This window comes from Wolbachia endosymbiont (group A) of Aleiodes leptofemur (genome assembly GCF_964028465.1).
Classification (GTDB): domain Bacteria; phylum Pseudomonadota; class Alphaproteobacteria; order Rickettsiales; family Anaplasmataceae; genus Wolbachia; species Wolbachia pipientis.
This window is the reverse complement of the sequence record NZ_OZ034782.1, coordinates 206376-232612: the sequence shown is the minus strand read 5'-3', so window position 1 is coordinate 232612 and position 26237 is coordinate 206376. Positions and strand designations below refer to the sequence as shown.

Here is a 26237-nt window from a genome sequence, read left to right as displayed (position 1 = left end):
CAAATAAAACTCATCTTACTTATCATTTGTCTTATCGTTACTTGTCTTTTTATAGTGAATAGAAACAAGCAACCAGCTTGGGTCTGATGAATTAACATTTTTTTTGAATTGCCATACATCCTCAACTTTATTAATAGTGGATGTACTACCTGATATTATATCTCCTTCATTGTTCTTAACGAAGTTAATTTGCTCTGAAAGGAAATATACTGCAATAAACACTGCGTTTTTTACTAGCTTTATTTCTAAAATCTTTTGTGAAACGATAGAAACAATTATAGACTCGTGCACCTCTTTACGATGTTTAATCTTCTCTGCAAAATTATCATATAAGTCTTTATCGAGAAGTGGTTTTAACTGAGACAAATTTCCTTGATTGAAACATTTTATTATTAATTCAAAAGCTATGCTTGAACCTTCTATAAAGTGGGAAATAGAAAAATCTTTGTTTTTTTTTAATATTTGTTTATAAGTAACTTTTATTGAATTTTCATCATTGCTATCAATGTAACCCTCAATGTTTTCTACTACATCTTCTCTACTTCGGCTTACATCCAATACATTAGTTAGCTTTTTTAGGTTGAGGTTGGCTGACCTTCCTAAAGAATTATACAAACGTGAAAAAATGAACGCCGCTAATAAAGCGTATATTACAAGCTCTATCATAGTAACTCAACTCCTTGGCATATAAAGTATCCGAACATTATTAATTATTAATGAAAATATGTTTTTCATATCAACTTATAATCAGGTTTGCTATTCGTTTGTAAATGAATATATTATATAAGAAAGTATTAAATATCTCAACTTAATTAAAGGAGACGTAAGAAATGCCACAACAAAAAATGAGAATTCACGGTCAATATGTTAAAGATCTATCATTTGAGAATCCGAATTCGCCATTCCTTTCTTCTAGTAAAGCTCCAGATATTAATGTAATGGTTAATATCAATTCAGCAAAATTAGAAGGGACGAAAAACAAAGAAGAAGTGAATGAAGAAAAATCTTTTCATGAAATTACTTTGCATATAGAAGTCAAAGCAACGGTAAAAGATGAAGGCATAAAAGATGGTGTAGCTTTCATTTGTGAGACGAAATATTGTGGCATTTTTTCAATAGAAAATTTAAAAGAGTTGAGTGAGGAAGAGGTAAGACAAGCTTTGTTTATTGGCGGACCTACTTTTCTTTTCCCTTTTGCAAGAGAAATAATTGCAAGAGTTACAAGTAGTGGTGGATTTCCTCCACTGATGCTAGATCCTATAGATTTTGAAACTATGTATGAGCAGCAAGGTCAACAACAAAAAAGTAACGGTAGTAATTCCAATTTTAACTAATATAGTGTGATAGGATGAACAATTCTTTAAATGCAAAAACGACTTTAAACATTGACGGGAAGTCATACAACTATTTTAGCCTAAGTAGTGCTAGTGAATTTTTAGGAATAGATGTGACTAAATTGCCTTGCTCACTTAAGGTTCTGCTTGAAAGTTTATTGCGCAATGAAGATGGAGTAAACGTAAAGCTAGATGACATAAGAGTACTAGCAGACTGCGTTAATAAACACACTAATCACGAAATTAGCTATAAACCAGCAAGGGTGTTGATGCAAGATTTTACAGGGGTTCCTGCTGTTGTTGATCTAGCTTCAATGCGGGACTATGTTAAGAAAAATGGAGGAAACCCAAGCAATATAAATCCGTCTGTACCGGTTGATCTTGTGATTGACCATTCTGTTCAAGTAGATAGTTATGGAAGTGTTTCCGCATTCAGTAAGAATGTTGAGTTAGAAGTAAAAAGAAATTTGGAGAGATATCAATTTTTAAAGTGGGGAGAATCGTCCTTCACAAATTTTAGAGTAGTTCCGCCTGGCACAGGGATTTGCCACCAAGTGAATCTTGAATATTTAGCGCAAGTTGTGTGTAATAATGATGGAGTCATATATCCTGATACTTTAGTTGGTACTGACAGCCATACTACAATGGTTAACGGATTATCAGTTCTTGGTTGGGGTGTTGGAGGCATAGAAGCTGAGTCTGTGATGCTTGGTCAACCAATTAGTATGGTGATTCCAGAAGTAGTTGGATTTAAATTAATTGGCAGATTGTCGGAAGGAGTAACTGCGACCGATTTAGTGCTGATGGTTACCAATATCCTAAGAACAAAAGGCGTTGTTGGTAAGTTTGTAGAATTTTATGGTGATGGTTTAGATTATTTATCTTTGGCAGATAGAGCCACTATAGCAAACATGGCCCCGGAGTATGGCGCAACTTGTGGATTTTTTCCAATTGATCAAAAAACGCTAGATTATTTAAGCTTAACCGGAAGGCCAGAAAAGCTGATTAAGCTAGTTGAGGCTTATGCGAAAGAGCAAGGACTGTGGCGTAGTAGTGACGAGTTAGCATTTTTTGACACACTAGAGCTTGATTTATCAAGCGTGGAGCCAGTAATGGCTGGTCCCAAAAGACCACAAGATAAGGTTTTTCTTTCACAAGTGGCAGAGTCTTTTTCTAAATCATTTTTAGTTAATGAGTCAAAGGAAAGCGATAAACTCCAAGATGGAAGTGTAGTTATTGCAGCAATAACAAGCTGCACTAATACTTCTAATCCAAGTGTGATGATTGCTGCAGGTCTTGTAGCTCGTAATGCAATTAAACTTGGATTAAAATCAAAGCCTTGGGTTAAAACTTCTCTTGCTCCAGGGTCACAAGTTGTAACAGAATATTTAGAAAAGTCTGGATTGCAGGTAGATCTAAATGCTTTGGGTTTTAATCTAGTTGGATATGGTTGCACAACTTGCATTGGGAATTCTGGTCCACTTAATAAAGATATAGAAGATGGCATTAAAAACAAAAACTTAACCGTTGCTGCAGTTTTATCTGGCAATCGTAACTTTGAAGGAAGAATTCATCCGTTAGTCAAAGCTAATTACTTGGCATCTCCGCCACTTGTTGTTGCATATGCACTTGCTGGTACTGTGCAAATTGATCTGACAAAAGATTCAATATGCAAAGATAAGAATGGAAATGACGTCCATCTCAAGGATATATGGCCAACAAACAATGAAATCGAAGATTGTGTTAAAAATGTGGTAACACGTGAGATGTTTATACAAAAGTATAAGGATGTTTTTTCTGGTGATGAACATTGGCGAAAGATAAAGTGTGAAAAAAGTGAAATCTATAATTGGGATGCAAATAGCACTTACATACAAAATCCGCCCTATTTTGATAATTTATCACCTAAAAATAATAAAATCGATATAAAAGGTGCACAAATATTGGCAATGTTTGGCGATAGCGTAACCACTGACCACATTTCCCCTGCTGGAAATATTGCCTCAAGTAGTCCTGCAGGTATATATTTAAAAAATCTTGGAATTGAGCCACAGGACTTTAATTCGTATGGGTCTCGTCGTGGTAACCACAATGTAATGATGCGTGGGACTTTTGCTAACATTAGAATAAAAAATGAAATGGTAAGCATCGAAGGCGGCTATACAAAATATATTCCTTCTCAAGAAACTATGTCGATTTTTGATGCAGCAATGCGCTACAAGGAAGCTCTCATCATTGTGGCAGGAAAGGAGTATGGCACAGGTTCAAGTAGGGATTGGGCAGCAAAGGGTACTTTATTGTTGGGGGTTAAAGTTGTCATTGCAGAAAGCTTTGAGCGTATACATAGGTCCAACTTGGTCGGCATGGGTGTTCTTCCACTTATATTCCAAAATGGAATAACCAGAAAGATATTTGATGGTAGCGAGGTAATAAGCATAAAAGGTGAAATAGTGCCAGGTGGAAATCTAGAATGCATCATCAAAAGAAAGGATAATTCAAAGCAATCAATTCAACTCAAATGCTGTGTACAAACCGCAACTGAGACTAAATACTTGATGTGTGGTGGAGTGTTGAGCTACATACTTGCACAATCTTTTTGATTTAGTGAAGTTATTGCATGGACTTCTTTTAGCCAGCCCTGATCCCTTTGTAAATAGCAATTTGCTCTGCGCAAAGTTATGATATAATTTCACCATACATATGGTGTCGGAGTATCTTTTGGAGATAATTATATATGATAAGCTCTATACAAGAACCTAATGAACTCAGAAAACGTTTACAAGGATTTTATCGTACTGATGAAAAGAGTTATATACGTTATCTTGTAGAAAAAGCAGAGCTTTCAGCTGATTCAAAAAATAGAATTTATAATATTGCAAAACAAGTTATTGAAAAAATCAAACACAATAAACTAAGTATTGTAGATTCCTTTATGCAGCAATACTCGCTTTCCAATGATGAAGGAATAGCATTGATGTGCCTTGCTGAATCGCTACTTAGAATACCAGATGATTATACAATAGACGAGCTAATCAAAGATAAAATTGCCAATCAAGAATGGAGTAAATATTTAGGATATTCTTCTTCATTGTTCGTCAATGCTTCCACGTGGAGTTTAATGATAGGTAGCAGTATATTGAGAGATAATGAAGGCGATTCGAAGTTCTATTACGCAATTTCTAAGTTACTTAAGAATTTAGGAGAACCGATCATTCGCAAAGCAGTAAAACAAGCAATGTCTATGCTTGGTAATCATTTTGTTGTTGGAGAAACCATAGAAGAAGCTTTAAGGTACGCAAAATTAGATGACAATAGTAAGTTTTTATACTCTTTTGATATGCTCAGTGAAGCTGCTCACACAGCTGAGGATGCAGAAGAGTATTTTAATTCATATATGCACTCAATAAAAGCTATAGGTGAATCCACTGAAATAAATGATTGTTTTAAATCCCATGGAATTTCAATCAAACTTTCTGCTTTACACCCATGTTATGAATTCAGCCAATTCGATAATATAGCTGAAGAGCTGAGAGCTAAGCTATTAGAGCTTTGTCATGAAGCAAAAAAATACAATATTTCATTATGTATAGATGCAGAAGAATCAGAAAGACTTGAGATGTCATTAGTTTTATTCGAGCAATTGCGTCTTGATGAGTCACTTTCTGAGTGGGAAGGGCTTGGCTTGGCTGTGCAAGCATATCAAAAGCGCGCTTTATCTGTTTTTGACTTTGTTGAAGATGTTGCTATCCGATCAAAGCACAAAATTATGGTGAGGCTTGTAAAAGGTGCATATTGGGATTCAGAAATCAAGCGTACGCAAGAATTGGGATTAAATGATTACTCAGTATTTACAAGAAAAAGCTATACTGACGTATCTTACCTCGTGTGCGCACAGAAACTTTTGAGTAAACCAAACAGCTTTTACCCATGCTTTGGAACTCATAACGTCTATACTTTTGCTTCTATCATGGAACTTGCTGATAAAAACCACCCTGGATTTGAATTTCAACGCTTACATGGAATGGCAAAAGACTTATATGATTATGCAATGTCAGAGCTTGCAACAAATGTTAGCTGTCGTGTCTACGCACCCGTTGGGGAACATAGTGACTTGTTGCCTTATCTTATAAGACGCCTTCTTGAAAATGGAGCTAATAGTTCGTTTGTTAATCAAATAAGTGATCCTAACGTTAAAATCGATGAGTTAATTTCAGATCCACTGGAAAAAGCTATAAATTTTAATTATGAACCTCATCCAGGCATTCCATTACCACAAGATATTTTGGGACCAGAAAGAAAAAATTCCTTGGGGATGGATATTAGTGATTCTGTGATAGTCTCACAATTTGCAGATGATATAAAGGGTTTTAGTGAAAAAAAGTGGCAAATTGGACCAATAATTGATGGAAAAGCACTATTTGATAATGCTGAATTTATCGAAGTAGTGAATCCTGCACATTTGGAAAATGTAATTGGAGAAGTGTCAAGTGCAACAAGCGATCAAGCTTTAAACGCTCTTGAAATAGCACATAGTGCTTTTGCTAAGTGGCAGAATGTTTCAGCAGAAGAGCGCGCTAAATGCCTTGAAAAAGCTGCAGATTTGCTTGAGGAAAGGATGAAAGAGTTAATTTACATTCTGATTGTGGAAGCAGGAAAAATTTTATCCGATGCAATAGCAGAAGTAAGAGAGGCAATCGACTTTCTGCGTTATTATGCAATGATAGCAAAAAATGAACTGAGCGACTGGAAAAAATTGCCGGGCCCAACAGGTGAAGATAACTTCATCTTTTTTGAAGGCAGAGGAGTTTTCTTATGCATATCACCGTGGAATTTTCCGCTCGCTATCTTCATTGGGCAGGTCTCAGCTGCACTTGCAGCAGGTAATGCAGTGCTGGCAAAACCGGCAGAGCAAACGCCGATTATTGCCTACGAAGCTGTTAAGATACTACATGAAGCTGGGATACCAAAGAATATGTTACACCTCATTCCTGGGGATGGTGGATATTTAGGCAAAATATTAGTTCCAGACAATAGAATTGCCGGAGTAGCTTTTACTGGCTCAACACAAACTGCTCAAATAATCAATAAAATGCTTGCAAATAGGGATGGTCCTATCGTACCACTTATTGCTGAAACTGGCGGATTAAATGCTATGATTGTTGATAGCTCTGCTCTCTTAGAGCAAGTGACTACGGATGTTTTGCTTTCTGCGTTTCGCAGCGCTGGCCAACGCTGTTCTGCGCTTAGAGTGCTGTTTATTCAAGAGGACATAGCAGAGAAGCAGATAAAAATGATATGCGGTGCAGCGCAAGAACTCAAGATTGGTGACCCAATACAACTTAGTACTGATATTGGTCCAATAATTGATAAAGCATCTATCGATATGCTCACTCAACATACGCAAAAAATGTCAGAGGATAAAGATTCAAATCTGTTATTTAAAGTACCCATGGATACAAATTCTCATAATGGTTATTTCTTTCCTCCATATATTTATGAGATACAAAAAATTTCGCAATTAAAGCAAGAAGTATTTGGTCCTATTTTACATATCATACGTTTTAACAAGTCACAATTAAATGAAGTTATAAGTGATATAAATAGTACTGGATATGGGCTTACGTTTTCTTTGCAGAGTCGTATACAAAGTCAAATTGACACTATAAGTAAAAAAATATCAGTTGGAAATGTCTACATCAACCGTAACCAGATAGGTGCAGCAGTTGGGATACAACCATTTGGTGGTAGAGGACTATCTGGCACTGGGCCAAAAGCTGGTGGTCCTCATTATTTACAGCGTTTTTCTACAGAAAAAGTTGTAAGTGTTAACACTACAGCATTTGGTGGTAACACTACACTTATGTGTTTGGATTAATTTGCGGGCCCTAATTTTTCTTACCCCTAAACTAGACGTTCGTGCAGTTATGTACACAGCGCTAAAACCCGAAAAGGACCAGCTCATGCACTGAAATAAATCGTATCCGTTCAGCCAATGGCGTCAACTTAAGAACTTTCATTAGCAAACTCTCCTAAAGACATGATGGCGTTTAGGCTTATCTACTTTATTGCGGCTGTCCCGGTCGGATTTTAGAGGTTGTCCGGAAACAAGTAAAAGGCTATAATATCTGAAATTTTAGTACGGGGTAAAGATGAGAAAAAAGTATCCAACAGATCTAAGCGAAAGGGAATGGGCAAGAATAGAAAAACACTTCAGAGTATCATACAAGAAAGGAGGAAGGCTGCCAAAGTATAGCAAAAAAGAAATATTAGAAGCAATTTTCTATGTATTGCGTACAGGGTGTCAATGGCGGTATTTACCAAATGATTTTCCGCTATGGAAGACTGTGTATGAGCAGTTCAGGCAATGGAAGAAGCAGGGAATTTTTGAGAAAATGAATTATGAAATTACAAAATATAGTAGAAGAAAAATAGGAATGAATGAGCAGCCGAGTGCCTGTATAGTAGATAGTCAATCTGTAAAGACTACAGAAAAGGGGGGATCAAAGGCTATGATGGAAGTAAAAAAGTAAAGGGTAGAAAAAGGCATATAATTACAGACACTCAGGGTTTTATACTAGGTTGTTACGTAGGCGCTGCTAACGAAAATGATAGAGATGGTATTAAAATAGCATTAAACAATATGAGAACAAAATATACTAAAGTTAAAAAAATGTGGGCTGAAATGGGATACCAAGGAAGAAATTTAAAGAATCACATAAAGGAAGAATATGACATAGATATTGAAATTGTTAAAAGGCCTCCATGTAGATTTTGGGTGCACAAAGATACGCCACCTGAGCTACTACCAACAAGAGAACAAGGGTTTATAGCTCTTTTTACAATAATCCGAACAGACCGTAATATGCTACTGGCCTGCTATAGCCATAAACACATATCTTATCGCATTCGGACTATTATAAGAAAGGCTATAAAGTACAGCCAAGAAGATGGGTTGTAGAAAGGACTTTTGCTTGGGTTAATAGGAATAGAAGGCTATCGAAGGAGTATGATTTACTCACAACATCCACTGAGAATTTCATATACCTAGCTATGAGTAGGGTTATGTTAAAGAGGGAATATGCTTGAATTTACTAGTTTCCGGACAACCTCTTATAGCATTTCTCATAATAGTCCGAATAGGTCATAGGAAGGCAGAATCAACAGCACGACGAAAGGATTCGAATAGAGGAATGTTTTTCCTGGCTCTGTTTTTTATAGCAAACCAATGATGCTCAATTTTGTTAAAATCTGGAGAATAAGGCGGCAGATACAAAATTTCTGCACCGACTCCTTTAGCGAGCTTGATAAGCTTATCAGACTTATGAAAAGTAGCATTATCAAGAATGACAGTTTGTCCAGGTTCTAAGATCGGTGCCAAAAATTGCTCAAACCATCCATTAAAAATATCCATATTACAGTGGCCTTCAAATGTTAATGGAGCAACTATCTTTCTTCTACTTAAGGCTGCAACCATGCTGATTCGTTGAGTTTTTTTTCCAGATTTTAGGGCATAAAATCGCTGTCCTTTCTGGCAATACCCATATGGATAGTCCTCCGTGTTATCAATCCCAGACTCATCTATATACACTAAGTTTTCTGGTTCTTTTGTTGCTATAATTTTTAAGAATTCAGCACGTTTTTCTTCGTTCCTTTCCTTGTATCCATATGTCTTTTTTTGCGCGTAAATCCAATTTTTCTGAGAGCTCGGTGGATCGTTTCGATACTAACGTTGCCCCAAAGTTTAGCCATTTCCGACAGAGTTTTTCTACCGTGTTTTTTAGCAAATTCGATAAACTTATTCCAGTCGATAATTTTCTGATTGTAACCTCCATTACCGAGTTTTTTGACTGAAAGTCGCCTGTTTCTTTTTTTCTTTGCTTCCACTCCCACAAAGTAGTTCGTCCAATTTTAAATCTTGCTGCCACTGCTTCTCTGCTTTCCCCTTCGTCTAGTGCTTCCATTGCTTTTTTTCTTAAATCATAACTATATGCTGCCGGCATCCAACCTCCTTATCGCCATCTATCCTTAATCTTATCATATCCGGACTTCTGTGGAAAGAGCTATAACTTTAGCGCGTATACTTAAAAAGGGCTTGAAAGTTTTTTGGCGCAATAAGTACCTGATAGAGTTTCTGTCTCATTACACTAAATAAAACTGAAAAATTTAAACGATACTCAGTAATTTGATCTGGGTTCCAAGGCCCTTGTGCATCACATATATGAAGCGATAATATATTGCACATGACCAAGTTTGCCCAAAATTCTTGTAATACAGCCTCTCCAGAAAAATTCTCTAACTCTGCTCCTACTTTGAGTCGTTTATAGCACTCCTCTATGTGCCACCTTAACACATAAGCTTTGCTCCAAAGTCTCGGTCAAAAACTCTGTTTCTCAGTTGGCTAATGTCAGCACTATAACTCTTACTTTCTGTCCTTTCATTTTATTTTTTAGCTTTTCATTTTCTAATATAAAATCAAAATCTAATTCGCCAGCGTTCCCATAGCTTACTATAATTTCTTTTTTGCAAGCGAAAAATAAAATCTACTTCCAAATTATAATGCTGCTGAATGAATTTTACTGAAGACGATCATAGATAAATAATAATTTCTCTTGATTTAATAAACGCATTTGAGTGATAACTTCGGGTAATTGCTCTGCCGCCAACGTTTGTTCACCTATATTCCAAGCTGCAAGACGAGCACTGCAAATCAATGAAGTACACAAATCAACAAACAAATTGCCAATGGTGCCTGTTGTTCCATTTGGTTCAAACTCGGATACAATTTCCCCAGAGCTGGGTAATCTCATACCAGAACCATCTGCTGCAATAAGTCTATAGCCTCTCCAACTCAGGTTCATCCTGATAGGCTGTTTGGATGCTTAAATTCTTGAAAGCCTGTATGGCAAATCTTATATCTTGCTTTAGAAAAAGCTTGCTTTGAGGGTACATGTCAATGGCTCCATAAGTTCACATTCTATTCCCAAACTTTTTTTAACTAACTTTAAAATCATAGAAAATACTGTCGAAAAAGGAAGTTTTCTTGTTCGTGTAAAACTCAACACAATGGATTTTCTGAAAAGTTTTCGAGTATATTATATTTTTATAGCCTTTCTTATAATAGTCCGAATGCGATAAGATATGTGTTTATGGCTATAGCAGGCCAGTAGCATATTACGGTCTGTTCGGATTATTGTAAAAAGAGCTATAATTTGTAGAATAAGGTTTTTTCCTTTTTGCATGTTTCACCTAAAAAGGACACATTTTAAACTTCTTTGTTGAAATAAAATAGAAACAAAAGTGCTGTTTCCTGCGGCTTCTGGATAATTTAATGGTAAAAGTTTTAGAGAGAAATTTTATACACTATCGCTGATATTTTTCCTTAAGTTGACGCCATTGTGTGAACGGTTACGGTTTCCCGTCTTCACCATGCTATATAGAAAAAAGTCTGGATTCCAATTTGCATGACAATATGGAGTATCTGCTTCTTTCATCCCAGTGGGATCTTTTATTCCATTTTATCAACAGTTTATTTTGCAGTATCAAACAATTTTAATCCTATAATCCCGAATGTAACTAAAATAAAGCATATTACTTCGAATAAATTAACTGGTTCATCAAATAGGTAAACTCCAAGTATCGAAGCTCCTATAGCGCCCACTCCAGTCCAAATTGCATAGCATACTCCGATAGGTATAGAACGTGTAGCGAGCGAAAGTAAATATGTACTAAGAGCCATGGAGAGTATGCTAATTATTGATGGTACGAGATGAGTAAATCCATAACTATGCTTAAGTGTTATGACCCAGAACACTTCAATTAGTGACGATAAGAGTAAATATATCCAATTCATGCATAAATTTTTAGGTTTAAATAGAGAGCTTTAGCCCTATGCTTCCTATTACAATTAAAACGATACATAAAACTTGAGATAAATTAATATTCTCTGTGAAAGTGGTTGCACCAATTATAGTTATTCCAATTGTGCATATTCCAGAGGAAACTGCATAGCATACCCTAATAGGTAGAAAGCATGCTGCAAGAGATAAAAAGTAAATGCTAATGATCATAATTACCAATGTTGCAATCGAAGGCACAACTTTAGTAAAACTGTTACTAAACTTTAGCGTTACAGCCCACAGTATCTCTAGGATACTAGACAGCAACAAATACAACCAGCACATTTTCGTAACATTTTAATCTTGTATTGTAACAGAAATTGTTAGTTAAAACTACACTAAAGTGCAATAGATCTCTCTTTCGGAATTGCTTTAATATCAAACTTAAAACAACATCCTAAAAAACTTTTCTACGAAATTCAATTCCTGCACGTCATTTGCTGCATAAAGTGGTGTAGTTTGTTGCTCAATACCTGGTATTTCTACAAAAACTTTGCCCACTTCTTGACCTTTTTTAATGGGTGCAGGTATCATATCTTTATATTCAATACGCACCTTAATTTGGTCATGCAATTTGCGGTTGTAAGTTATGGTAACATCGTTTGCAACTGTAATAGGCACTTTTCTATCTTTTCCATAGAGAACATTTACTTCCTCAACTACGCTGTCTTTAACGAATATTTTCTTAGTGTTAAAATGATTTAAGGAGTATTGTATCAATCTTTTTGCTTCTTCTATTCGCTCTTTCTCAGTGTTTAAACCATTTACGACAGCAAAAATTCTCCTATCATTTCGTTTTGCAGATGCTACAATGCCGTAACCACCAGCATTTGTATAACCGGTTTTTAAGCCATCAACCCCAATATCGTGAAAAAGTAGAAGATTTTTATTCTTTTGTACAATTTCATTATATGTCAAATATTGTTCGGAAAATAAATCATAATATTCAGGAAAATCGGTGAAAATCCTTTTTGCCAGCATTACCAAGTCTTTTGCGTTCATAAAATGATCTTCATCTGGCCACCCGCTTGAGTTGACAAAATGACTGTCATTCAGATTCAAATTTTGTGCAACTTCATTCATTTCAGCCACAAAATTCTCTTCTGATCCTGCAATGCCCTCGGCTAGTGTTATGCAGGCATCATTGCCTGAGACTATTGTAATTCCTTCAAGTAATTCCCTCACCGTAACGGATTGACCTTCTTTCAAAAACATAGAAGAGCCTCTCCTTTCCCACGCTTTTCTACTTACTCGAAATTTATCCTCCATGTGTATTATTCCAGCTTTTAGATAATCGAAGGCTATATATAAAGTCATTAGCTTGCTCATTGAAGATGGGGCCATTTTTTTATCAGAATTATGGTCAAAAATGAATGAGTCTGAAGCTAAATCTAAGACTACTGCTTGCTTTGCTTTGGTTCTAAACTGGTATGAGTATGAAGAAAAAGGAAGTATAAAAACTAATAGCAAAATTACCAATCTGCTTAACATATTTATAATTTTAAATTTATAGTGTACTAATTAATAGTATAATTTTACAGGGGCATTTCAATAGATCTCTTGCATAAAAATTCCTTGACAAACCTCGCCAGCCCCCTTATCATGAAACTGAAGCTATTTATTTATCTTCTCTGTACAGATTAAATGACAAAAAAACTCACGTATCTGGCGTCTCATGTTTAATTTTTTGCACTATGTGCACCTTATGTCTTTATAAAATTTCTAGGTTTTTACCTAATATAAGCTAAAATGCGCTTATAAAGCATTTAAAACATAAAAAAACCCCAACTTAAAAAATGGATAGTGAATAACTAGCTACCCTAGGGTTTCTTTTGCCTTTTTTTTCGTTTGGTAAATTTCTTAAATATTTATAGCTAAACGACAACCGTCATCCCGCTACGTGTTAGCGGGATCTATGCCAAGAGATACCGTGAATGAATCGCGGTATGACGGTTCGCGGTGACATGACGATAACCTCGTCATCCCGCTACGTGTTAGCGGGATCTATGTTAAGGTATGGCGGTTAAATAAGGGATCTATGTTAAGAGATACCGCGAATGAATCGCGGTATGACGGTTCGTGACGGTATGACGGTTCGCGGTGACATGACGATAACCTCGTCATCCCGCTACGTGTTAGCGGGATCTATGTTAAGGTATGGCGGTTAAATAAGGGATCTATGTTAAGAGATACCGCGAATGAATCGCGGTATGACGGTTCGCGGCGGGATTCCAGTGTCTGGGCACTGGGATGACAGGAAAAGGGGCTACTTGGATTACAGCAGATCACCTCTTCACAAAGATTTTATCAGTAATACGCATATCAATAATACTCCAATCGCTGAAAGTAAAATCAGTTGTATTGTGTAAGTGGTTTAAATAGTCCCATGCACTATAAGGGTTATCTTCAGGCAGTTTTACTGTGGAATCGTTATCAAGTATGATATTCCATCTTCTATTCCCTATATAAGCAAAAGAAGAAATGTGGTCACTTAATTGAGTTTTACTCTCTAACACATCTTTAACAAATTCTAGGTTTGATAATGAGTTTTGTCCTGTAATTACAACAAGATCATCTACTAGATAGTCATCTACGATCACTTTACCTTCAAAATCAATTACCGAGGTTTTGTTATTATCTTTCCAGAGAGCAAACGGTTTATGCTCATCTATATTAATGTGTAGAGTATTGGGCAAAATTCTGTGAACTCTTACGTGTTTTATCCATCTGCTTACGGATTGTATGTTACCGGCAAGTTTTGAAAGTGACATATACAGGATAGGTTGCGTTCTATCTGTCAAACTTAGAATATCCTTTTTGTTTGTAAATTTATTGCCGCTCACGACTACTTCGTCGATTGAAAATCCACTGCTGAGTAATAAACTAGATAGGCAGTCATTATACCAAGTAAAGTAGTAATTAAATCGATTTATTATTTTATCAAGTGAGCTGTAAAGTATTAGCGTAAGAAAAAGTGCTGTGATAATAACCAAGGCACACTTACGCAAAAAACTCCTTTGGCTTCTAGTAATACTGCTCAACATGACTGAAATCCCTAATATTTTTGTGCTGCAAACTATCTTCAATAATAATTTTAACTAATTCATTAAAATTGATTCCTTTTGCCAATTTTGCAATTTCTGGCACTAACGATAACTCAGTAAAGCCAGGATGTGTATTAATCTCAAGCATTTTTAAAGTGTTATTTTTGGGATTATAACGGAAATCTGAGCGGGAAATAGTTTTGCATCCTAAAAATTGATGAACTTTCAGTGCGTGTTCCAAGGTCATTTTATATATATTGTTAGGAATTTCAGCAGGAAATATATGTTCTGCAAATCCATCTGTATACTTTGCTTCATAATCATAGAATTTATTTTTTGGTCGTACTTCTATAGTGCCAATTGCTTCATCCAGCAATACAGCAGTATGTAACTCTATTCCTGGGACATATTCTTCTATGATCATCAAGTCTCTTGAATAGTCTTTTGTCATCCCAGTATTTGACACTGGGATCCATTTTTCTTTTTCCTGGTCACGCGCTGGAATAACACCAAATATGTTTTTTAATTTTAAGTAATCCTTGTTTGAGAAAATTATGTGTACTCCGATACTTGAGCCTTCATTGATTGGTTTTAAGACATACGGATAATCAATTTTAATGTTATTTTTTAGTACATCTTCTCGATTAATTATGTAACCTTTTGGGGTATCAATGTTCAGGAACCAAAATATATGCTTTGACATTGCCTTGTTCATAGCAACAGCAGAAGCCATAACTCCTGAGTGTGTATATTTTATGCCTAAGATTTCCAATAAACCTTGAGTGCAGCCATCTTCACCATAAGGTCCATGCAGAGCGATAAAAGCAAGGCCCGGATTAATTTTTTTAAGCTTTTCAGCAATGTTGCTGTCAACATCTATTTCTATTGCATTATATGAAAGGCTATCAAGTGCCTTCTTTACTGCTTTTCCGCTCATAAGCGACACTTCTCTCTCACAAGAAAACCCACCACTTAAAATTGCTATAGTTGGAACCATAAGCATTCTATGTTTTACTATATAGCATATATAATGGTTACATTAAGCTTATTAAATACCTACTTTGGCTAACTATAAGACCTTCTTACTTTCTTCAAGCACTTTTTTTATCCACTTCAAATAGCGTGCTCGGCAACGGTACTGGCATGTTTGCTGTACCTTTATACTGTTCACAGACAAGCTTTTCTAAATCCTCAGCAGATTGTTCTTTTGCTTCTTCTTTTTTCACTACTCCACTAGTTACTAAATCAATTAAGGCTGTATTGTGTATTATCATTCGATTATTTAGCTCAAATATCTTTTTTGTATCAAGTGAAGAGTTTTTAATTAAGGCAGATAGTGCATGCATATATTTGTCTATATCAGAAAGACTTTTGCTTGTATCATAGTTGCTAACTAACATATATTCCTTCAAACGCTCAATTTCTTCTGGAGTAAACTTGTAAACTTCATCAAGTTTCCTTATTAAAGATATAGTAAGTATTCTACTTAGAACTCTCAATTCTCTAATAAATTGTATTCCTTCTCCTTCAGGATAAGACATTTCTTCTTTTTTATATTTCTTAAATAATTCTTGATCATAAGACTTTCTGAAATCTGACATCATTGCTAATGCTAACTCTTGTGAACCTAGCTTAAAAACTTCGTTGAAGCTGTTTGCGTTGGCATCTTGTGCACCGCCTGCAGTAATTCCACAACTATAAGAAATCTTTTCAGATAAGCTATGATACTCTTTTATCATCTCTTTCAGCAATATTTTAATATCATCTTCGGTTAACTCTACTGTTGATAATAGATCACATGTTTTTTCAAGATCACCATTCACTTGAAAAAGTAACCCTTCAATCTTTTTAATGGTTTCTCTTTTATTTATACTCACAACTTACCCCCAAGATTTGATGCTAATAGCTAATTTTATAATCAAATATTTCAAAAGTCAATAAGCCTTTTTCCTTAATCCTTAAGTTAATCGATACTAATTTATCAGCATAACAACTTAGATAACGCAACTATTTTCAGCAACCAAAAACAACAACCCTGAAATACAAAAAGTTTCTTTTCCTTCAGTAGCATTATTCTAAATTTTCATCAAAATAAGTTGTTTTATCCTTTTTTTCCTTATACTCTTCTGCAGTATAGAGAGGTTGTTTTTTAGCTGTGATATTTGGCCATTTTTGTGAGTATTCTACGTTTATGTTGTAAAATGACTTGAAAGTTTTTTGTTCGCTGCTCAGCAACTCTTCATCTAGTTCTAAAATATCTTTTATGGAATCATCAGTTACAATTGCATCCACCGGACACTCAGGTATGCACACTCCGCAATCAATACATTCATCTGGGTTAATCACGAGCATGTTTTTACCTTCATAGAAGCAGTCAACGGGACATACTTCCACACAGTCCGTATATTTACATTTTATGCATTTATCTGTAACAAAATGCGTCATAAAACACTGTATATTTGTATTATCTTGGGTACACTAAATTGATAAGAAATTCAAGTCTTTTATGAAGATAAATAAATTGAACAACAAAGAATTAGAAGTATGGTTAAGCTTGGCTAGAACTATAGGACCAATAAAGTTTTTTAGTATACTAAGAACACATGGATCGCTAGATGAGGTGTTGAAATATCTCAATAGGGTGGCTAATAATAAGGTGTATGGCATTCAAGATGCACGAGAAGAAATCAATAATGCAGAAAGAATTGGAGCTAAAATTATACCCGCATGTGACCCAGATTACCCTGATCTTTTAAGAAATATCTCTAGTTGTCCTCCTGTAATAACTGCGCTTGGTGATATATCATTATTAAGCCGTGAGATAATTGCAATAATCGGTGGGCGTAACTCTTCAATAAATGGAAGAAATTTTGCCAATAAGTTGGCACTTGATTTAAGCGAAGCTGGTTTTATTATCGTTTCTGGACTTGCAAGAGGAATTGATACTGCAGCAAACAGTGTAATATACAAAGATCATCCCACTATTGCTGTTACAGCAAGCGGGATTGATGTGGTGTACCCAAAAGAGAATTTTGATCTATACAAAAAAATCACCGAGAATGGCGGATTAATAGTTACTGAGCTTCCATTTGCTACTAAACCAAAGCCTCAGTATTTTCCTCAAAGGAATCGAATTATATCTGGCCTATCGCTAGGTGTTGCAGTGATTGAAGCATCGAAACGTTCTGGCTCTCTAATAACAGCAGATTTTGCTTTAAATCAAGGGAGAGAGGTGTTTGCAGTTTCTGGTTTCCCTTTAGATTCACGCTGTAGTGGTAGTAATTATTTAATTAAAAACGGTGCTAAGCTTATCGAATCCGCTGATGACATAATAGAGAGTATTAGGTTTAGTTTACCTCCGCAGCAAAAAAACCTATTTGATGTTGAGCACCATTTTGTTAACCAAAAACAAGAAAAATTACAACAGGCAAAATCTGTTATAGTTGATCATATTAACTCTGTACCTGTTGATATAGATGAACTTATATTAGCAAGCGGACTTTCTACCAACATAGCTCTAATGGCTCTTTTAGAACTAGAGTTGGAAAACAAAATAGAGCGTTCACCGGGGAATAAAATATCGTTAATTTTCTAGATTACTTTAGCTATGTCGTTTTACTAGATGTTCGTACAGATATAGCTAAAGTGGCTTAGGTTTACCTACAATTTGAAAAACAACAAATTCGTCATTCCGCTACTCGTTAGCGGAATCTATGCTGAGATACCGCGAATGAATCGCGGTATGACGTAGGGAAATCTTTCTTGGGTTAGCTATATATGCTTGACACTGGAATGATGCCATTTGTTATAGGATTCTTAGTTGCTGATTTTAGAATTGATAAGAGAAAACTTTTTTTCAACTTGTTGTATAATTTTATAAAAGTGATCGAAATCTAAGCTTGCACTGCCAATTAAAACTCCTGATAAATTTGAAATATTTAACAAATTTTCTATATTTTCTGAACTAACTGAACCACCATATATAATGTGTTTTTTACCAGTACACAATTTTATTACCTCTATCACCTCAGTAATTGCATCATTATTTGGCACATGACCTGTGCCTATTGCCCATATTGGCTCATATGCTACGGTATATTCACCGTGTGTTGGCAAGCGGTTTTTACATTGATATTCTATTACTTCTTTTGTTTTTTCATTCTTATAATCTTCTGAATTTTCACCTACACAGATAATTGGGTGTAAGCCTGATTCTATTGCTATTTCCGACTTAAGTTTTATTTCACTATCTTTTTCATTAGCCCTTTCAGAGTGCCCAAGTATTACGTAAGTACACCCTAGTTCTTTTAACATTTCTGCGCTAATTTCACCTGTGTAAGAACCGGACTTTTTCTGATGGCAATTCTGTGCTCCTATACTAATATTATTGCTTAGCTCTATACTATCTGGCAATGATGTAAAAGGAGGGCAAATCACTAGCTTAGAGGTAATTTCGTTGCTCTTGTTGTTAAGTTTGCCTATAAAGTCAACAAATGAAGAACGCATTCCATTCATTTTCCAATTTGCTACTATTAAAAAGGACATCAACTTTACTTATATGGGCGAGAGTGCCGGCTGTCGGACTTGAACTGACAACCTACTGATTACAAGTCAGTTGCTCTACCAATTGAGCTAAGCCGGCGTTAAACACATTAATAATATACAATTATCAATGAATTTTCGTCAACTAATTTTTAAAATACTGTATAATGAAAATAATATGAAAGAATTTTTACTGAAGCCAAAAAAGAGTCTAGGGCAAAATTTTATTTTATCGAGTGAGATAACAAAAAAAATCGTCGCTTTAGCTGGTAGTCTGGAAAATTTTAATGTCATTGAAATTGGTCCTGGATATGGTGCATTAACAAGAGAAATATTGGTGCATAATCCAAAGTCTCTACTTTCTATAGAAAAAGATAGAGATTTAGTAAAACACCATGACCAACTGCTAAATGAGCATCAAGGAAAGTATAGAATTATAGAAGCGGATGCACTGCATGTTACAGAAGAAGAGCTGATAGAGCGCCCAGTTAAAGTTATTGCTAACTTGCCTTACAATATCTCGGTAGTGTTATTTTTAAAGTGGTTAAATAATATAAAATTTTTTACGAACTTGACATTAATGTTTCAAAAAGAGGTAGCAGATCGCATTACGGCAAGACCCAATTCTAAAGATTATGGTTCCTTATCAGTGCTAAGCCAGTTGCTATGTGATATAAAAAAGGAATTTGATATTGAACCTAAAGAGTTTTTTCCAAGACCAAAAATACATTCTTCAGTAATTACAGTAAATCCTTTGCCTACCCCAAAGTTTGCAGTAAATTTGGAAACCTTAACAAGATTAACACGTGTCGTTTTTTCTCAAAGAAGAAAGATGCTGAGAAATAGCTTGCAAAATATAACGAACCACGCTGAGACTGTCCTTGAAAACGCTAAATTGAGCGGAAACCAGCGTCCAGAAAACTTAACTATTGAGCAGTTTTGTTTGCTGGCAAATAATGTAGAATGCTTATTTTGCAATAAAATGTATTAGCAACCATATAGCTTTTCTATCTCCTAAAAACAGTTAGAGCTATACAATTAAAGGCTCCTAGCTAATTTTGCCTATTGCAATTTAATTAATTGGCGTATAAGCTTTAAATAAAGCCTATGAAAAAAATGGAAGCTTGTTATTCGTTTGACGATATACTTCTTTTGCCAGCCTATTCTAATATATTGCCTTGCGATGCAGATACAAAAACTTATTTAACAAATAGTATAGAACTAAATATCCCTCTCATATCCTCTGCAATGGATACTGTTACTGAATCGGGCTTTGCAATAGCTATTGCCCAACATGGAGGGATAGGTTGCATACATAAGAATTTATCAATAGATGAACAAGTTTTAGAAGTGAGAAGGGTGAAAAAATATGAAAGTTGGATCGTGTATAACCCAATTACGATTTCACCGGATAAAACAGTTGCGGAAGCAATTTCATTAATGAGAGAGCACAATTATTCTGGCATTCCTGTAGTCGATCAACGCAAGTTAGTTGGAATTTTAACTAACCGAGATGTGAGATTTATTGAAGACCAGAACATGAATGTAAAAGTTTCCGAAGTGATGACAAAAGATAAGTTAGTGACAGTGCGGGAGCAGGGAGTGAATAGTGCCTCAGCAATGAAATTGTTGCATGAAAATAGAATAGAAAAGCTTTTGGTCGTAGATGAAAATTCTTGTTGTATAGGTTTAATTACGGTTAAAGACATTGAAAAATACAATAGATACCCAAATTCATGTAAAGACAGTAAAGGGCGTCTCAGAGTTGCCGCTGCAATTGGCACTGGTAAAAAAGATGGTATAGACAGATGTGAAGCTTTGATCGGAGAAGAAGTTGATGTAGTTGTTGTGGATACTGCTCACGGTCATTCCGAAAACGTTATCAATACCATTAGGGAAATAAAAAAGATGTATCCTAATACGCAATTAATTGGCGGAAACATTGCAACAAAGGAGGCTGCTGAAGCGTTGATTGATGCGGGTGTTGATGCAGTGAAGGTTGGAATAGGACCAGGATCAATCTGTACAACCAGAATAGTTACAGGTGTTGGTGTGCCACAATTCTCTGCAATCAAGAATGTTGCAGAGGCGTGTAGAGCAAGAAACGTCAGACTAATTGCTGATGGTGGGGTAAAATACTCAGGAGATGTTGCAAAAGCTATTGCAGCTGGTGCTGACTCTGTGATGATTGGTTCGATTTTTGCTGGCACTGACGAAAGCCCAGGTGAGATTATTATGTATAAGGGCAGAGCATATAAAGGCTATCGAGGAATGGGATCTATTAGTGCAATGAAACGAGGTTCAGCTAGCCGTTATTTTCAAGATAAAGATTCAAAACTCAAATTAGTTCCACAAGGAGTGGAAGGAAGAGTTCCATTCAAAGGTCCAGCTTCAGGAGTAATCCATCAATTGATTGGCGGATTGCAAGCTGCAATGGGGTATACTGGTAATAGGAATATAGAAGAGATGAAAAAAAATTGTAAATTTGTTACTATTACTGCATCAGGATTAAGAGAGAGTCACGCTCATGATATAGTCATTACACAAGAAGCTCCAAATTATGCTTATCAAACGTCCAATTTGTCAACCGATTCGGAGTAGTCCAGAAAAAGTAGAGAGAAAGTTAAGACGTTTTTGGAGTAAAATAAAACGTTTTTTCAAAATATGACAAATAGAAGAGAATATACAGCAGAATTCAAATTAGAAGCTGTTAAGCTGGTTAAAGAAACAGGTCAAGCAAGTACAAAAATAGCAAAAGATCTAGGTATAGATGGCAGTATGTTAAGTAAGAAAATATGATGGAAAAATGTCTGGAGCATACGCATTTCCAGGCAAAGGCTCCTTATAACAAAGAAAGATTTGATCTAAAAAAAGAACTAACAAGAGAAAGAGACATCTTAAAAAAAGCCCTGGGCAAAGAAAAAGAGTAAAGTATTCTTTTATATAGAAATTGCTATAAAACACAGGAACTATGTAGGGTTTTGTACTGGTGGTATTGGTTGCTAAGGAAAAAAGCAGTAAAGAATTAGCAAAAGAAGGGCTTCTAGCAGATATTCAAAAAATAATCAAGCTTCTAAATGCAGATATGGAGCCCCTAAAATTCACGCTGAATTAAAAGCTTTAGGCAAAAATTAAAACAGTACAAAGTGTTATGCAAGAAAATGGCATTAAAGCCAAGTTTAGACGAAGGTTCAAAAATAAAAAACAGCAAATAAGCAACCGAGTTGTGGCTCCGAACACATTGGATCAAAATTTTATAGCCTTTCTTATAATAGTCCGAATGCGATAAGATATGTGTTTATGGCTATAGCAGGCCAGTAGCATATTACGGTCTGTTCGGATTATTGTAAAAAGAGCTATACTACTGATCAGCCAAATAAAGTTTGGGATTACCTACATAAAAACTAAAGAAGGTTGTTGGCGGCAATAATTGACCTATATTCACGCATGGTGGTTAATGAGTAACATGATAATTAGTTATAGATTCTTTATTGATGGCCGTTGATAAACGCAAACCCGATAAAAATCTGCTGTTACATAGCGATCAAGGGTCACAGTATACCTCTCAAAATTACCAATTTCTATTGAATACAAAAAACATCATTTCCAGCATGAGCCATAAGGGCTGTTGTTACGATAACTCTGTTGCAGAAAAGTTCACTTAAAAGGGAGCTGCTTATTGATACTTCTCGCTCAACAAACCAGAACTGCCATATTTGAATACATAGAAATCTTTTATAACAAATAACGTAGACATTCTACTATTATAGCTCTTTTTACAATAATCCGAACAGACCGTAATATGCTACTGGCCTGCTATAGCCATAAACACATATCTTATCGCATTCGGACTATTATAAGAAAGGCTATAACTATTGCATTCCTGCACAATTTATTCTCATGATAAAAACGTCTTAACTTTCTCTCTACTTTTTCTGGGTAAGGTCAAATAGAGAATTTTACAAAAATCTATTTTTAACTTACAATCAATTATTACAATTTTAAACCTACAACTTATGTATAACAGACTTATAGTCAAATCTTTTTCAGTATTATGCATCTGTTTATTTGCTTTATACATAACACTGCCAAATTTCTTTGATAATAAGCTTTTTATTTCGAAAAAAAGAATAAACTTAGGCCTTGACCTGAGAGGAGGGGCATCTTTGCTTCTAAACATAGACTTAGACTTCTATTTTAAGGAAAAGCTAGGCATGCTAGCAGGTGAGATAAAAGAGACATTGCTAACAAAAAATATTGAATCTAACGTACAAAATAGCGTTGTAACTTTAAATAATATTGATGATTATAAAAAAGCATCTGTGTTGGTTAATACGATAAATCCAAATTTAGAGCTAAATAGAAAAGATTCTTCAATTCTCATTTCGTATAAACCCCATTATAAAAATTCTTTGATCAGTGAAGTAGTTGCAGAATTAATAAACAATGTCCAGCGCCGTTTGGACAAACTTGGCACAAAGGAAGTCAGCGTTCAAAAACAAGGGCAGAATAAAATATTAGTGCAGGTGCCTGGAGTAGAAGACACCAAGCAGATAAAATCTCTGCTTGGCAAAACTGCTAAGCTAGCTTTTCATTTGGCAAATACTAACATAGCCAAGGTGCAGGATATAGACCATGAAACCACTGTCATGCTCAAGGATTCTTTAGGTAATTCTTATCCAATATTCCGCAAAACTGAAATAGGTGGTGATTCGCTGGTTAACGCATCAGTTAGATTTGGTCACTTAGGTAAACCAACAGTGCATTTTAAATTTGACAGCATAGCGAGTAAAAGATTCGCAAAAATCACTAAAGAAAATGTGGGAAAACCTTTTGCAATTGTTCTGGATAACACAGTCTTAACAGTACCTACAATACGTGAGCCAATTTTAAATGGAGAGGGAGAAATTAGCGGTAATTTCACTGAAAAACAAGCAAGCGAACTTGCAATACTTTTAAAATCTGGAGCACTGCCAGCACCACTTGAAATAATTGAAGAAAAAAACATTGGCCCAAGTCTTGGAGAAGAATCAATAAAGGCAGGGGAAATGGCAGCAACAATCTCTATTATAGCCGTGGCTTTATTTATAATCATCACTTACGGCAAATTAGGTGTATTGGCCTCTGTTGCACTTTTTTCTAATGTAGTTCTTATATTATCAATTCTCACTCTGCTTGAAGCAACTCTAACTTTACCTGGAATTGCCGGTATTGCACTCACTGTCGGTATGGCGGTGGATGCAAATGTTTTAATATTTGAGCGAATTCGTGAGGAAATAAAATCTGGCAAGAGAGTGGAACGTGCTATTGAAGAAGGGTTTAAAAACGCTATAAAGACAATACTGGATTCAAATATCACTACATTAATTGCTGCAGGAATAATGTTCATTATTGGCAGCGGAGCAATTAGAGGCTTTTCTGTCACTTTATCAATAGGAATTTTATGTTCGATGTTTTCTGCAATCACAGTCACAAAACTCCTGATAGAGTTGTGTATGAACCCGAAGGAACTAGCGCTTTGAATTAAGGATTTAGATCTCAGTCAACCACCTTCATTCCCACAACGTTATATCCTGAATCGACGTGCAAAATTTCTCCAGTAGTGCCACTACTTAAATCGCTTAATAAGTATAGCGCTGCCTTGCCAACATCCTCTATTGTAACATTGCGTCTGAGCGGAGAATTATTTCTATTCCATTCTGATATGAAGTGAAAATCGCTTATTCCAGAAGATGCTAAAGTTCTGATTGGACCAGCGGAAATTGCATTTACTCTGATATTTTGTGGCCCGAGATCACATGCTATATATTTTACACTTGCTTCAAGTGCTGCTTTACATAAACCCATAACGTTATAATTTGGCATAACTTTTTCAGCGCCATAATAAGATAAAGTAAGCAAACTACCACCACCTGACATCATTTTTTCAGCTCTTTGTGCTAAAGCAGTGAAAGAATAGCACGATATATGCATTGCATTGAGGAAGTTATCCAGTGAAGTATTGACATATTTACCATCTAACTCATTTTTATCGGAGAATGCTATTGCATGCACCAAAAAGTCAAGAGTACCCCATTTTTTCTCTATTATTTCGAAAGCGTTATCTATGATTTTTTCATTTGAAACGTCGCAGTGTAATATTAGCTCCACATTTAGTTCATCTGCTATTGGTGATAGTTTTTCTTTTATTATTTCATTCTGGTAGGTGATTGCAAGTTCTGCTCCGTGCTCTGAGAGAGTTTTTGCTATACCGTATGCTATTGATCTCTTATTTATTATTCCGGTTATTAATCCCTTTTTGCCTTGTAATAGACTTGTCTTCATAGAACTATCTGTTTTTTTATAATTTGGAATATTAACTAGGTAAAGTCAAGATATCACTATGTTTTAAAATATTTTTTGCAGTAACTTGAAGTCTATAAACAGTAATCTTGATTCTTCTACAACAAAGCCATCCCGTATGACATTTTGTCTATACCTAATTAAGCATATCAATAAGTAAGTAAATCTTAATATAATCTTATTATACTTATAAATACGCTGTATAGAATGAAAGTATGGATGATTTCATAACTGCAAGAAGAAAAGATGATGCTGTGGTATCTGTTTGTCAGGATAATAAGAAAAAAAACGTGTTAATTTTAGGGCTCAATCAAGTTGCAAGGGATTTGTTAAAATATGAAGAGGAGAATTTGCTTAATAAGCCATTAATTAATATCTTAAGCACAAGAGCAGCTGACAACGTGAAGAATTATTTAGAGTATACCGAAAATGGGCACGATTTACTTGATATATTACCTAAAGTGATAGATTTTTCCTTAACTGATGCTAAAGGAGAAGATATCAGGACAAAAGTAAAAGTTTTCCGCACTGCACAATTTGCCAGTAATAAAATAAATTATGAGCTATTAATACGTGATATCAGTTTGTCCCATAAACTAGGAATCTTTAGAGATAAATATCTAATGGGTAAAAAATATAAAAACCATGACTTATTCGATATACCGGGCAATGAGTCCACTATTCTAGAGTTATACGTTATATTAAATTTTGCCTTTCAACATCAAATTAATGCAGCTATAGGAGTGATTGGCTTAAATAGTAGCTGTAGTGAGACAAATAATGCACTGAAAGTTATCATAGAACATTTTTATAAAAATTGCCGTAGTGATGATTTTCTAGGGTATATTGATGAGAATAAAGTGCTTTTTGTTTTGATTAACTGCGATGTAAAAAGTACATCTAAAATAATTAATCGTATACATTCTGCCATTAATAAGCAGTTATTAAAGCGAAAATTACCAAGTGTATCAATAATTTATGGGAATATAGCTCAAAAACAGGCAGCAAAATCTACCAGCGGTGCCTTCTGAAAAGTTGTTTTTTATTTATATTGAGTTTAAACTTAAATTTTTATAAAG

At 35.2% G+C, this 26237-nt stretch carries 23 protein-coding genes, 1 tRNA gene and 4 pseudogenes; 14 read left to right on the top strand and 14 right to left on the bottom strand.

From position 1 onward, the window contains the following. Positions 1-15 precede the first annotated feature (15 nt). Positions 16-666, bottom strand: a complete 651-nt coding sequence (locus ABWU67_RS01315; RefSeq protein ID WP_010962367.1) for a Tim44/TimA family putative adaptor protein — start codon at positions 664-666, stop codon at positions 16-18. A 164-nt stretch (positions 667-830) separates the two neighbouring features. Here ABWU67_RS01315 and secB point away from each other — a divergent pair, with 164 nt between their 5' ends. The 5 genes and pseudogenes from secB to ABWU67_RS01290 all read left to right on the top strand — a co-directional run. Next, positions 831-1334, top strand: a complete 504-nt coding sequence (gene secB, locus ABWU67_RS01310) for a protein-export chaperone SecB (protein WP_006279761.1) — start codon at positions 831-833, stop codon at positions 1332-1334. A 14-nt stretch (positions 1335-1348) separates the two neighbouring features. Next, entirely contained in the window at positions 1349-3934 is a 2586-nt protein-coding gene (gene acnA / locus ABWU67_RS01305; RefSeq protein WP_341822080.1) for an aconitate hydratase AcnA, read from the top strand. Between the two features lie 134 nt (positions 3935-4068). Continuing rightward, the gene (putA, locus tag ABWU67_RS01300; protein WP_353282074.1) at positions 4069-7209 is read left to right on the top strand and encodes a bifunctional proline dehydrogenase/L-glutamate gamma-semialdehyde dehydrogenase PutA; all 3141 of its coding nucleotides are present in this window, start codon (positions 4069-4071) and stop codon (positions 7207-7209) included. Positions 7210-7483: 274 nt separating this feature from the next. Next, positions 7484-8160: pseudogene (locus tag ABWU67_RS01295) on the top strand (IS5 family transposase); the annotation flags it as partial. A gap of 92 nt (positions 8161-8252) precedes the next feature. Then, a pseudogene (locus ABWU67_RS01290) lies at positions 8253-8420 on the top strand (transposase); the annotation flags it as partial. A gap of 55 nt (positions 8421-8475) precedes the next feature. On the opposite strand, the pseudogene ABWU67_RS01285 reads toward ABWU67_RS01290, so the two are convergent. From ABWU67_RS01285 to ABWU67_RS01240, 10 genes and pseudogenes are all read right to left on the bottom strand, one after another. Continuing rightward, positions 8476-9334 (bottom strand): annotated as a pseudogene (locus ABWU67_RS01285) (IS630 family transposase). Between the two features lie 83 nt (positions 9335-9417). Next, a pseudogene (locus ABWU67_RS01280) lies at positions 9418-10472 on the bottom strand (transposase); the annotation flags it as partial. Then, on the bottom strand, positions 10427-10573 hold the full coding sequence (locus tag ABWU67_RS01275; RefSeq protein WP_353282073.1) for a hypothetical protein: 147 nt from the start codon (positions 10571-10573) through the stop codon (positions 10427-10429). The gene ABWU67_RS01275 and the pseudogene ABWU67_RS01280, both read right to left, overlap by 46 nt. Before the next feature lie 287 nt (positions 10574-10860). Further along, a complete protein-coding gene (locus tag ABWU67_RS01270) occupies positions 10861-11184 on the bottom strand; it encodes a DMT family transporter (protein WP_197907124.1) in 324 nt (107 codons plus the stop codon). Positions 11185-11200: 16 nt separating this feature from the next. Then, the gene (locus ABWU67_RS01265) at positions 11201-11515 is read right to left on the bottom strand and encodes a DMT family transporter (RefSeq protein WP_010082606.1); all 315 of its coding nucleotides are present in this window, start codon (positions 11513-11515) and stop codon (positions 11201-11203) included. 99 nt (positions 11516-11614) lie between these two features. Next, the gene (locus tag ABWU67_RS01260; protein ID WP_353282072.1) at positions 11615-12721 is read right to left on the bottom strand and encodes a D-alanyl-D-alanine carboxypeptidase family protein; all 1107 of its coding nucleotides are present in this window, start codon (positions 12719-12721) and stop codon (positions 11615-11617) included. 794 nt (positions 12722-13515) lie between these two features. After that, positions 13516-14274 (bottom strand): cell division protein FtsQ/DivIB, encoded by a 759-nt coding sequence (locus tag ABWU67_RS01255; protein WP_341822044.1) that lies wholly within the window; start codon positions 14272-14274, stop codon positions 13516-13518. Next, positions 14255-15277 carry a D-alanine--D-alanine ligase gene (locus ABWU67_RS01250; protein ID WP_353282071.1) on the bottom strand — a complete coding sequence of 341 codons (1023 nt, stop codon included), beginning with the start codon at positions 15275-15277 and terminating at the stop codon, positions 14255-14257. The genes ABWU67_RS01255 and ABWU67_RS01250 overlap by 20 nt, the downstream gene beginning before the upstream one ends. An 88-nt stretch (positions 15278-15365) precedes the next feature. Next, entirely contained in the window at positions 15366-16151 is a 786-nt protein-coding gene (locus tag ABWU67_RS01245; RefSeq protein ID WP_063630601.1) for a hypothetical protein, read from the bottom strand. A gap of 193 nt (positions 16152-16344) precedes the next feature. Continuing rightward, positions 16345-16719: a ferredoxin family protein gene (locus ABWU67_RS01240; protein ID WP_063630600.1), complete on the bottom strand. Its 375-nt coding sequence runs from the start codon at positions 16717-16719 to the stop codon at positions 16345-16347. A 61-nt stretch (positions 16720-16780) separates the two neighbouring features. Between ABWU67_RS01240 and dprA the strand changes: the two genes are divergently transcribed. Continuing rightward, positions 16781-17869 carry a DNA-processing protein DprA gene (gene dprA / locus ABWU67_RS01235; RefSeq protein WP_341822047.1) on the top strand — a complete coding sequence of 363 codons (1089 nt, stop codon included), beginning with the start codon at positions 16781-16783 and terminating at the stop codon, positions 17867-17869. Positions 17870-18090: 221 nt separating this feature from the next. Here the strand turns inward: dprA and ABWU67_RS01230 are convergent, their stop codons facing one another. Both ABWU67_RS01230 and ABWU67_RS01225 read right to left on the bottom strand, forming a co-directional pair. Continuing rightward, positions 18091-18819, bottom strand: a complete 729-nt coding sequence (locus ABWU67_RS01230; protein WP_341811154.1) for a triosephosphate isomerase — start codon at positions 18817-18819, stop codon at positions 18091-18093. A 24-nt stretch (positions 18820-18843) separates the two neighbouring features. Continuing rightward, positions 18844-18916: transfer RNA gene (locus tag ABWU67_RS01225), tRNA-Thr, on the bottom strand. Between the two features lie 78 nt (positions 18917-18994). On the opposite strand from ABWU67_RS01225, the gene rsmA reads away from it, so the two are divergent. The 7 genes from rsmA to secD all read left to right on the top strand — a co-directional run bounded on the left by rsmA (position 18995) and on the right by secD (position 24338). Next, positions 18995-19807, top strand: a complete 813-nt coding sequence (gene rsmA, locus ABWU67_RS01220; protein ID WP_353282070.1) for a 16S rRNA (adenine(1518)-N(6)/adenine(1519)-N(6))-dimethyltransferase RsmA — start codon at positions 18995-18997, stop codon at positions 19805-19807. Between the two features lie 116 nt (positions 19808-19923). Continuing rightward, on the top strand, positions 19924-21417 hold the full coding sequence (gene guaB, locus ABWU67_RS01215) for an IMP dehydrogenase (RefSeq protein WP_065095043.1): 1494 nt from the start codon (positions 19924-19926) through the stop codon (positions 21415-21417). A 63-nt stretch (positions 21418-21480) separates the two neighbouring features. Continuing rightward, complete coding sequence (locus ABWU67_RS01210) at positions 21481-21615, top strand: IS3 family transposase (RefSeq protein ID WP_007548354.1); 135 nt, start codon at positions 21481-21483, stop codon at positions 21613-21615. Beyond that, entirely contained in the window at positions 21612-21746 is a 135-nt protein-coding gene (locus ABWU67_RS01205) for a hypothetical protein (RefSeq protein WP_007548353.1), read from the top strand. Before ABWU67_RS01210 ends, ABWU67_RS01205 begins: the two co-directional genes overlap by 4 nt. 59 nt (positions 21747-21805) lie before the next feature. Then, entirely contained in the window at positions 21806-21931 is a 126-nt protein-coding gene (locus tag ABWU67_RS01200) for a hypothetical protein (RefSeq protein WP_341810781.1), read from the top strand. 379 nt (positions 21932-22310) lie between these two features. Continuing rightward, positions 22311-22481 (top strand): DDE-type integrase/transposase/recombinase, encoded by a 171-nt coding sequence (locus ABWU67_RS01195; protein WP_080717647.1) that lies wholly within the window; start codon positions 22311-22313, stop codon positions 22479-22481. 351 nt (positions 22482-22832) lie between these two features. Next, a complete protein-coding gene (gene secD, locus ABWU67_RS01190) occupies positions 22833-24338 on the top strand; it encodes a protein translocase subunit SecD (protein ID WP_353282069.1) in 1506 nt (501 codons plus the stop codon). Positions 24339-24354: 16 nt separating this feature from the next. Here the strand turns inward: secD and ABWU67_RS01185 are convergent, their stop codons facing one another. Then, positions 24355-25140, bottom strand: coding sequence for an enoyl-ACP reductase (locus ABWU67_RS01185; protein ID WP_353282068.1), 786 nt, complete (start codon positions 25138-25140; stop codon positions 24355-24357). Between the two features lie 233 nt (positions 25141-25373). Between ABWU67_RS01185 and ABWU67_RS01180 the strand changes: the two genes are divergently transcribed. Further along, positions 25374-26189, top strand: a complete 816-nt coding sequence (locus tag ABWU67_RS01180; protein ID WP_353282067.1) for a hypothetical protein — start codon at positions 25374-25376, stop codon at positions 26187-26189. The last annotated feature ends 48 nt before the right edge of the window (positions 26190-26237 follow it).

Bases quoted from the DNA above. Each gene is read 5' to 3' on its own strand.
- ABWU67_RS01315 (WP_010962367.1), bottom strand. From the start codon at position 666: ATGATAGAGCTTGTAATATACGCTTTATTAGCGGCGTTCATTTTTTCA.
- secB (WP_006279761.1), top strand. From the start codon at position 831: ATGCCACAACAAAAAATGAGAATTCACGGTCAATATGTTAAAGATCTA.
- acnA (WP_341822080.1), top strand. From the start codon at position 1,349: ATGAACAATTCTTTAAATGCAAAAACGACTTTAAACATTGACGGGAAG.
- putA (WP_353282074.1), top strand. From the start codon at position 4,069: ATGATAAGCTCTATACAAGAACCTAATGAACTCAGAAAACGTTTACAA.
- ABWU67_RS01275 (WP_353282073.1), bottom strand. From the start codon at position 10,573: ATGCAAAAAGGAAAAAACCTTATTCTACAAATTATAGCTCTTTTTACA.
- ABWU67_RS01270 (WP_197907124.1), bottom strand. From the start codon at position 11,184: ATGAATTGGATATATTTACTCTTATCGTCACTAATTGAAGTGTTCTGG.
- ABWU67_RS01265 (WP_010082606.1), bottom strand. From the start codon at position 11,515: ATGTGCTGGTTGTATTTGTTGCTGTCTAGTATCCTAGAGATACTGTGG.
- ABWU67_RS01260 (WP_353282072.1), bottom strand. From the start codon at position 12,721: ATGTTAAGCAGATTGGTAATTTTGCTATTAGTTTTTATACTTCCTTTT.
- ABWU67_RS01255 (WP_341822044.1), bottom strand. From the start codon at position 14,274: ATGTTGAGCAGTATTACTAGAAGCCAAAGGAGTTTTTTGCGTAAGTGT.
- ABWU67_RS01250 (WP_353282071.1), bottom strand. From the start codon at position 15,277: ATGCTTATGGTTCCAACTATAGCAATTTTAAGTGGTGGGTTTTCTTGT.
- ABWU67_RS01240 (WP_063630600.1), bottom strand. From the start codon at position 16,719: ATGACGCATTTTGTTACAGATAAATGCATAAAATGTAAATATACGGAC.
- dprA (WP_341822047.1), top strand. From the start codon at position 16,781: ATGAAGATAAATAAATTGAACAACAAAGAATTAGAAGTATGGTTAAGC.
- ABWU67_RS01230 (WP_341811154.1), bottom strand. From the start codon at position 18,819: ATGTCCTTTTTAATAGTAGCAAATTGGAAAATGAATGGAATGCGTTCT.
- rsmA (WP_353282070.1), top strand. From the start codon at position 18,995: ATGAAAGAATTTTTACTGAAGCCAAAAAAGAGTCTAGGGCAAAATTTT.
- guaB (WP_065095043.1), top strand. From the start codon at position 19,924: ATGAAAAAAATGGAAGCTTGTTATTCGTTTGACGATATACTTCTTTTG.
- ABWU67_RS01210 (WP_007548354.1), top strand. From the start codon at position 21,481: ATGACAAATAGAAGAGAATATACAGCAGAATTCAAATTAGAAGCTGTT.
- ABWU67_RS01205 (WP_007548353.1), top strand. From the start codon at position 21,612: ATGATGGAAAAATGTCTGGAGCATACGCATTTCCAGGCAAAGGCTCCT.
- ABWU67_RS01195 (WP_080717647.1), top strand. From the start codon at position 22,311: ATGGCCGTTGATAAACGCAAACCCGATAAAAATCTGCTGTTACATAGC.
- secD (WP_353282069.1), top strand. From the start codon at position 22,833: ATGTATAACAGACTTATAGTCAAATCTTTTTCAGTATTATGCATCTGT.
- ABWU67_RS01185 (WP_353282068.1), bottom strand. From the start codon at position 25,140: ATGAAGACAAGTCTATTACAAGGCAAAAAGGGATTAATAACCGGAATA.
- ABWU67_RS01180 (WP_353282067.1), top strand. From the start codon at position 25,374: ATGGATGATTTCATAACTGCAAGAAGAAAAGATGATGCTGTGGTATCT.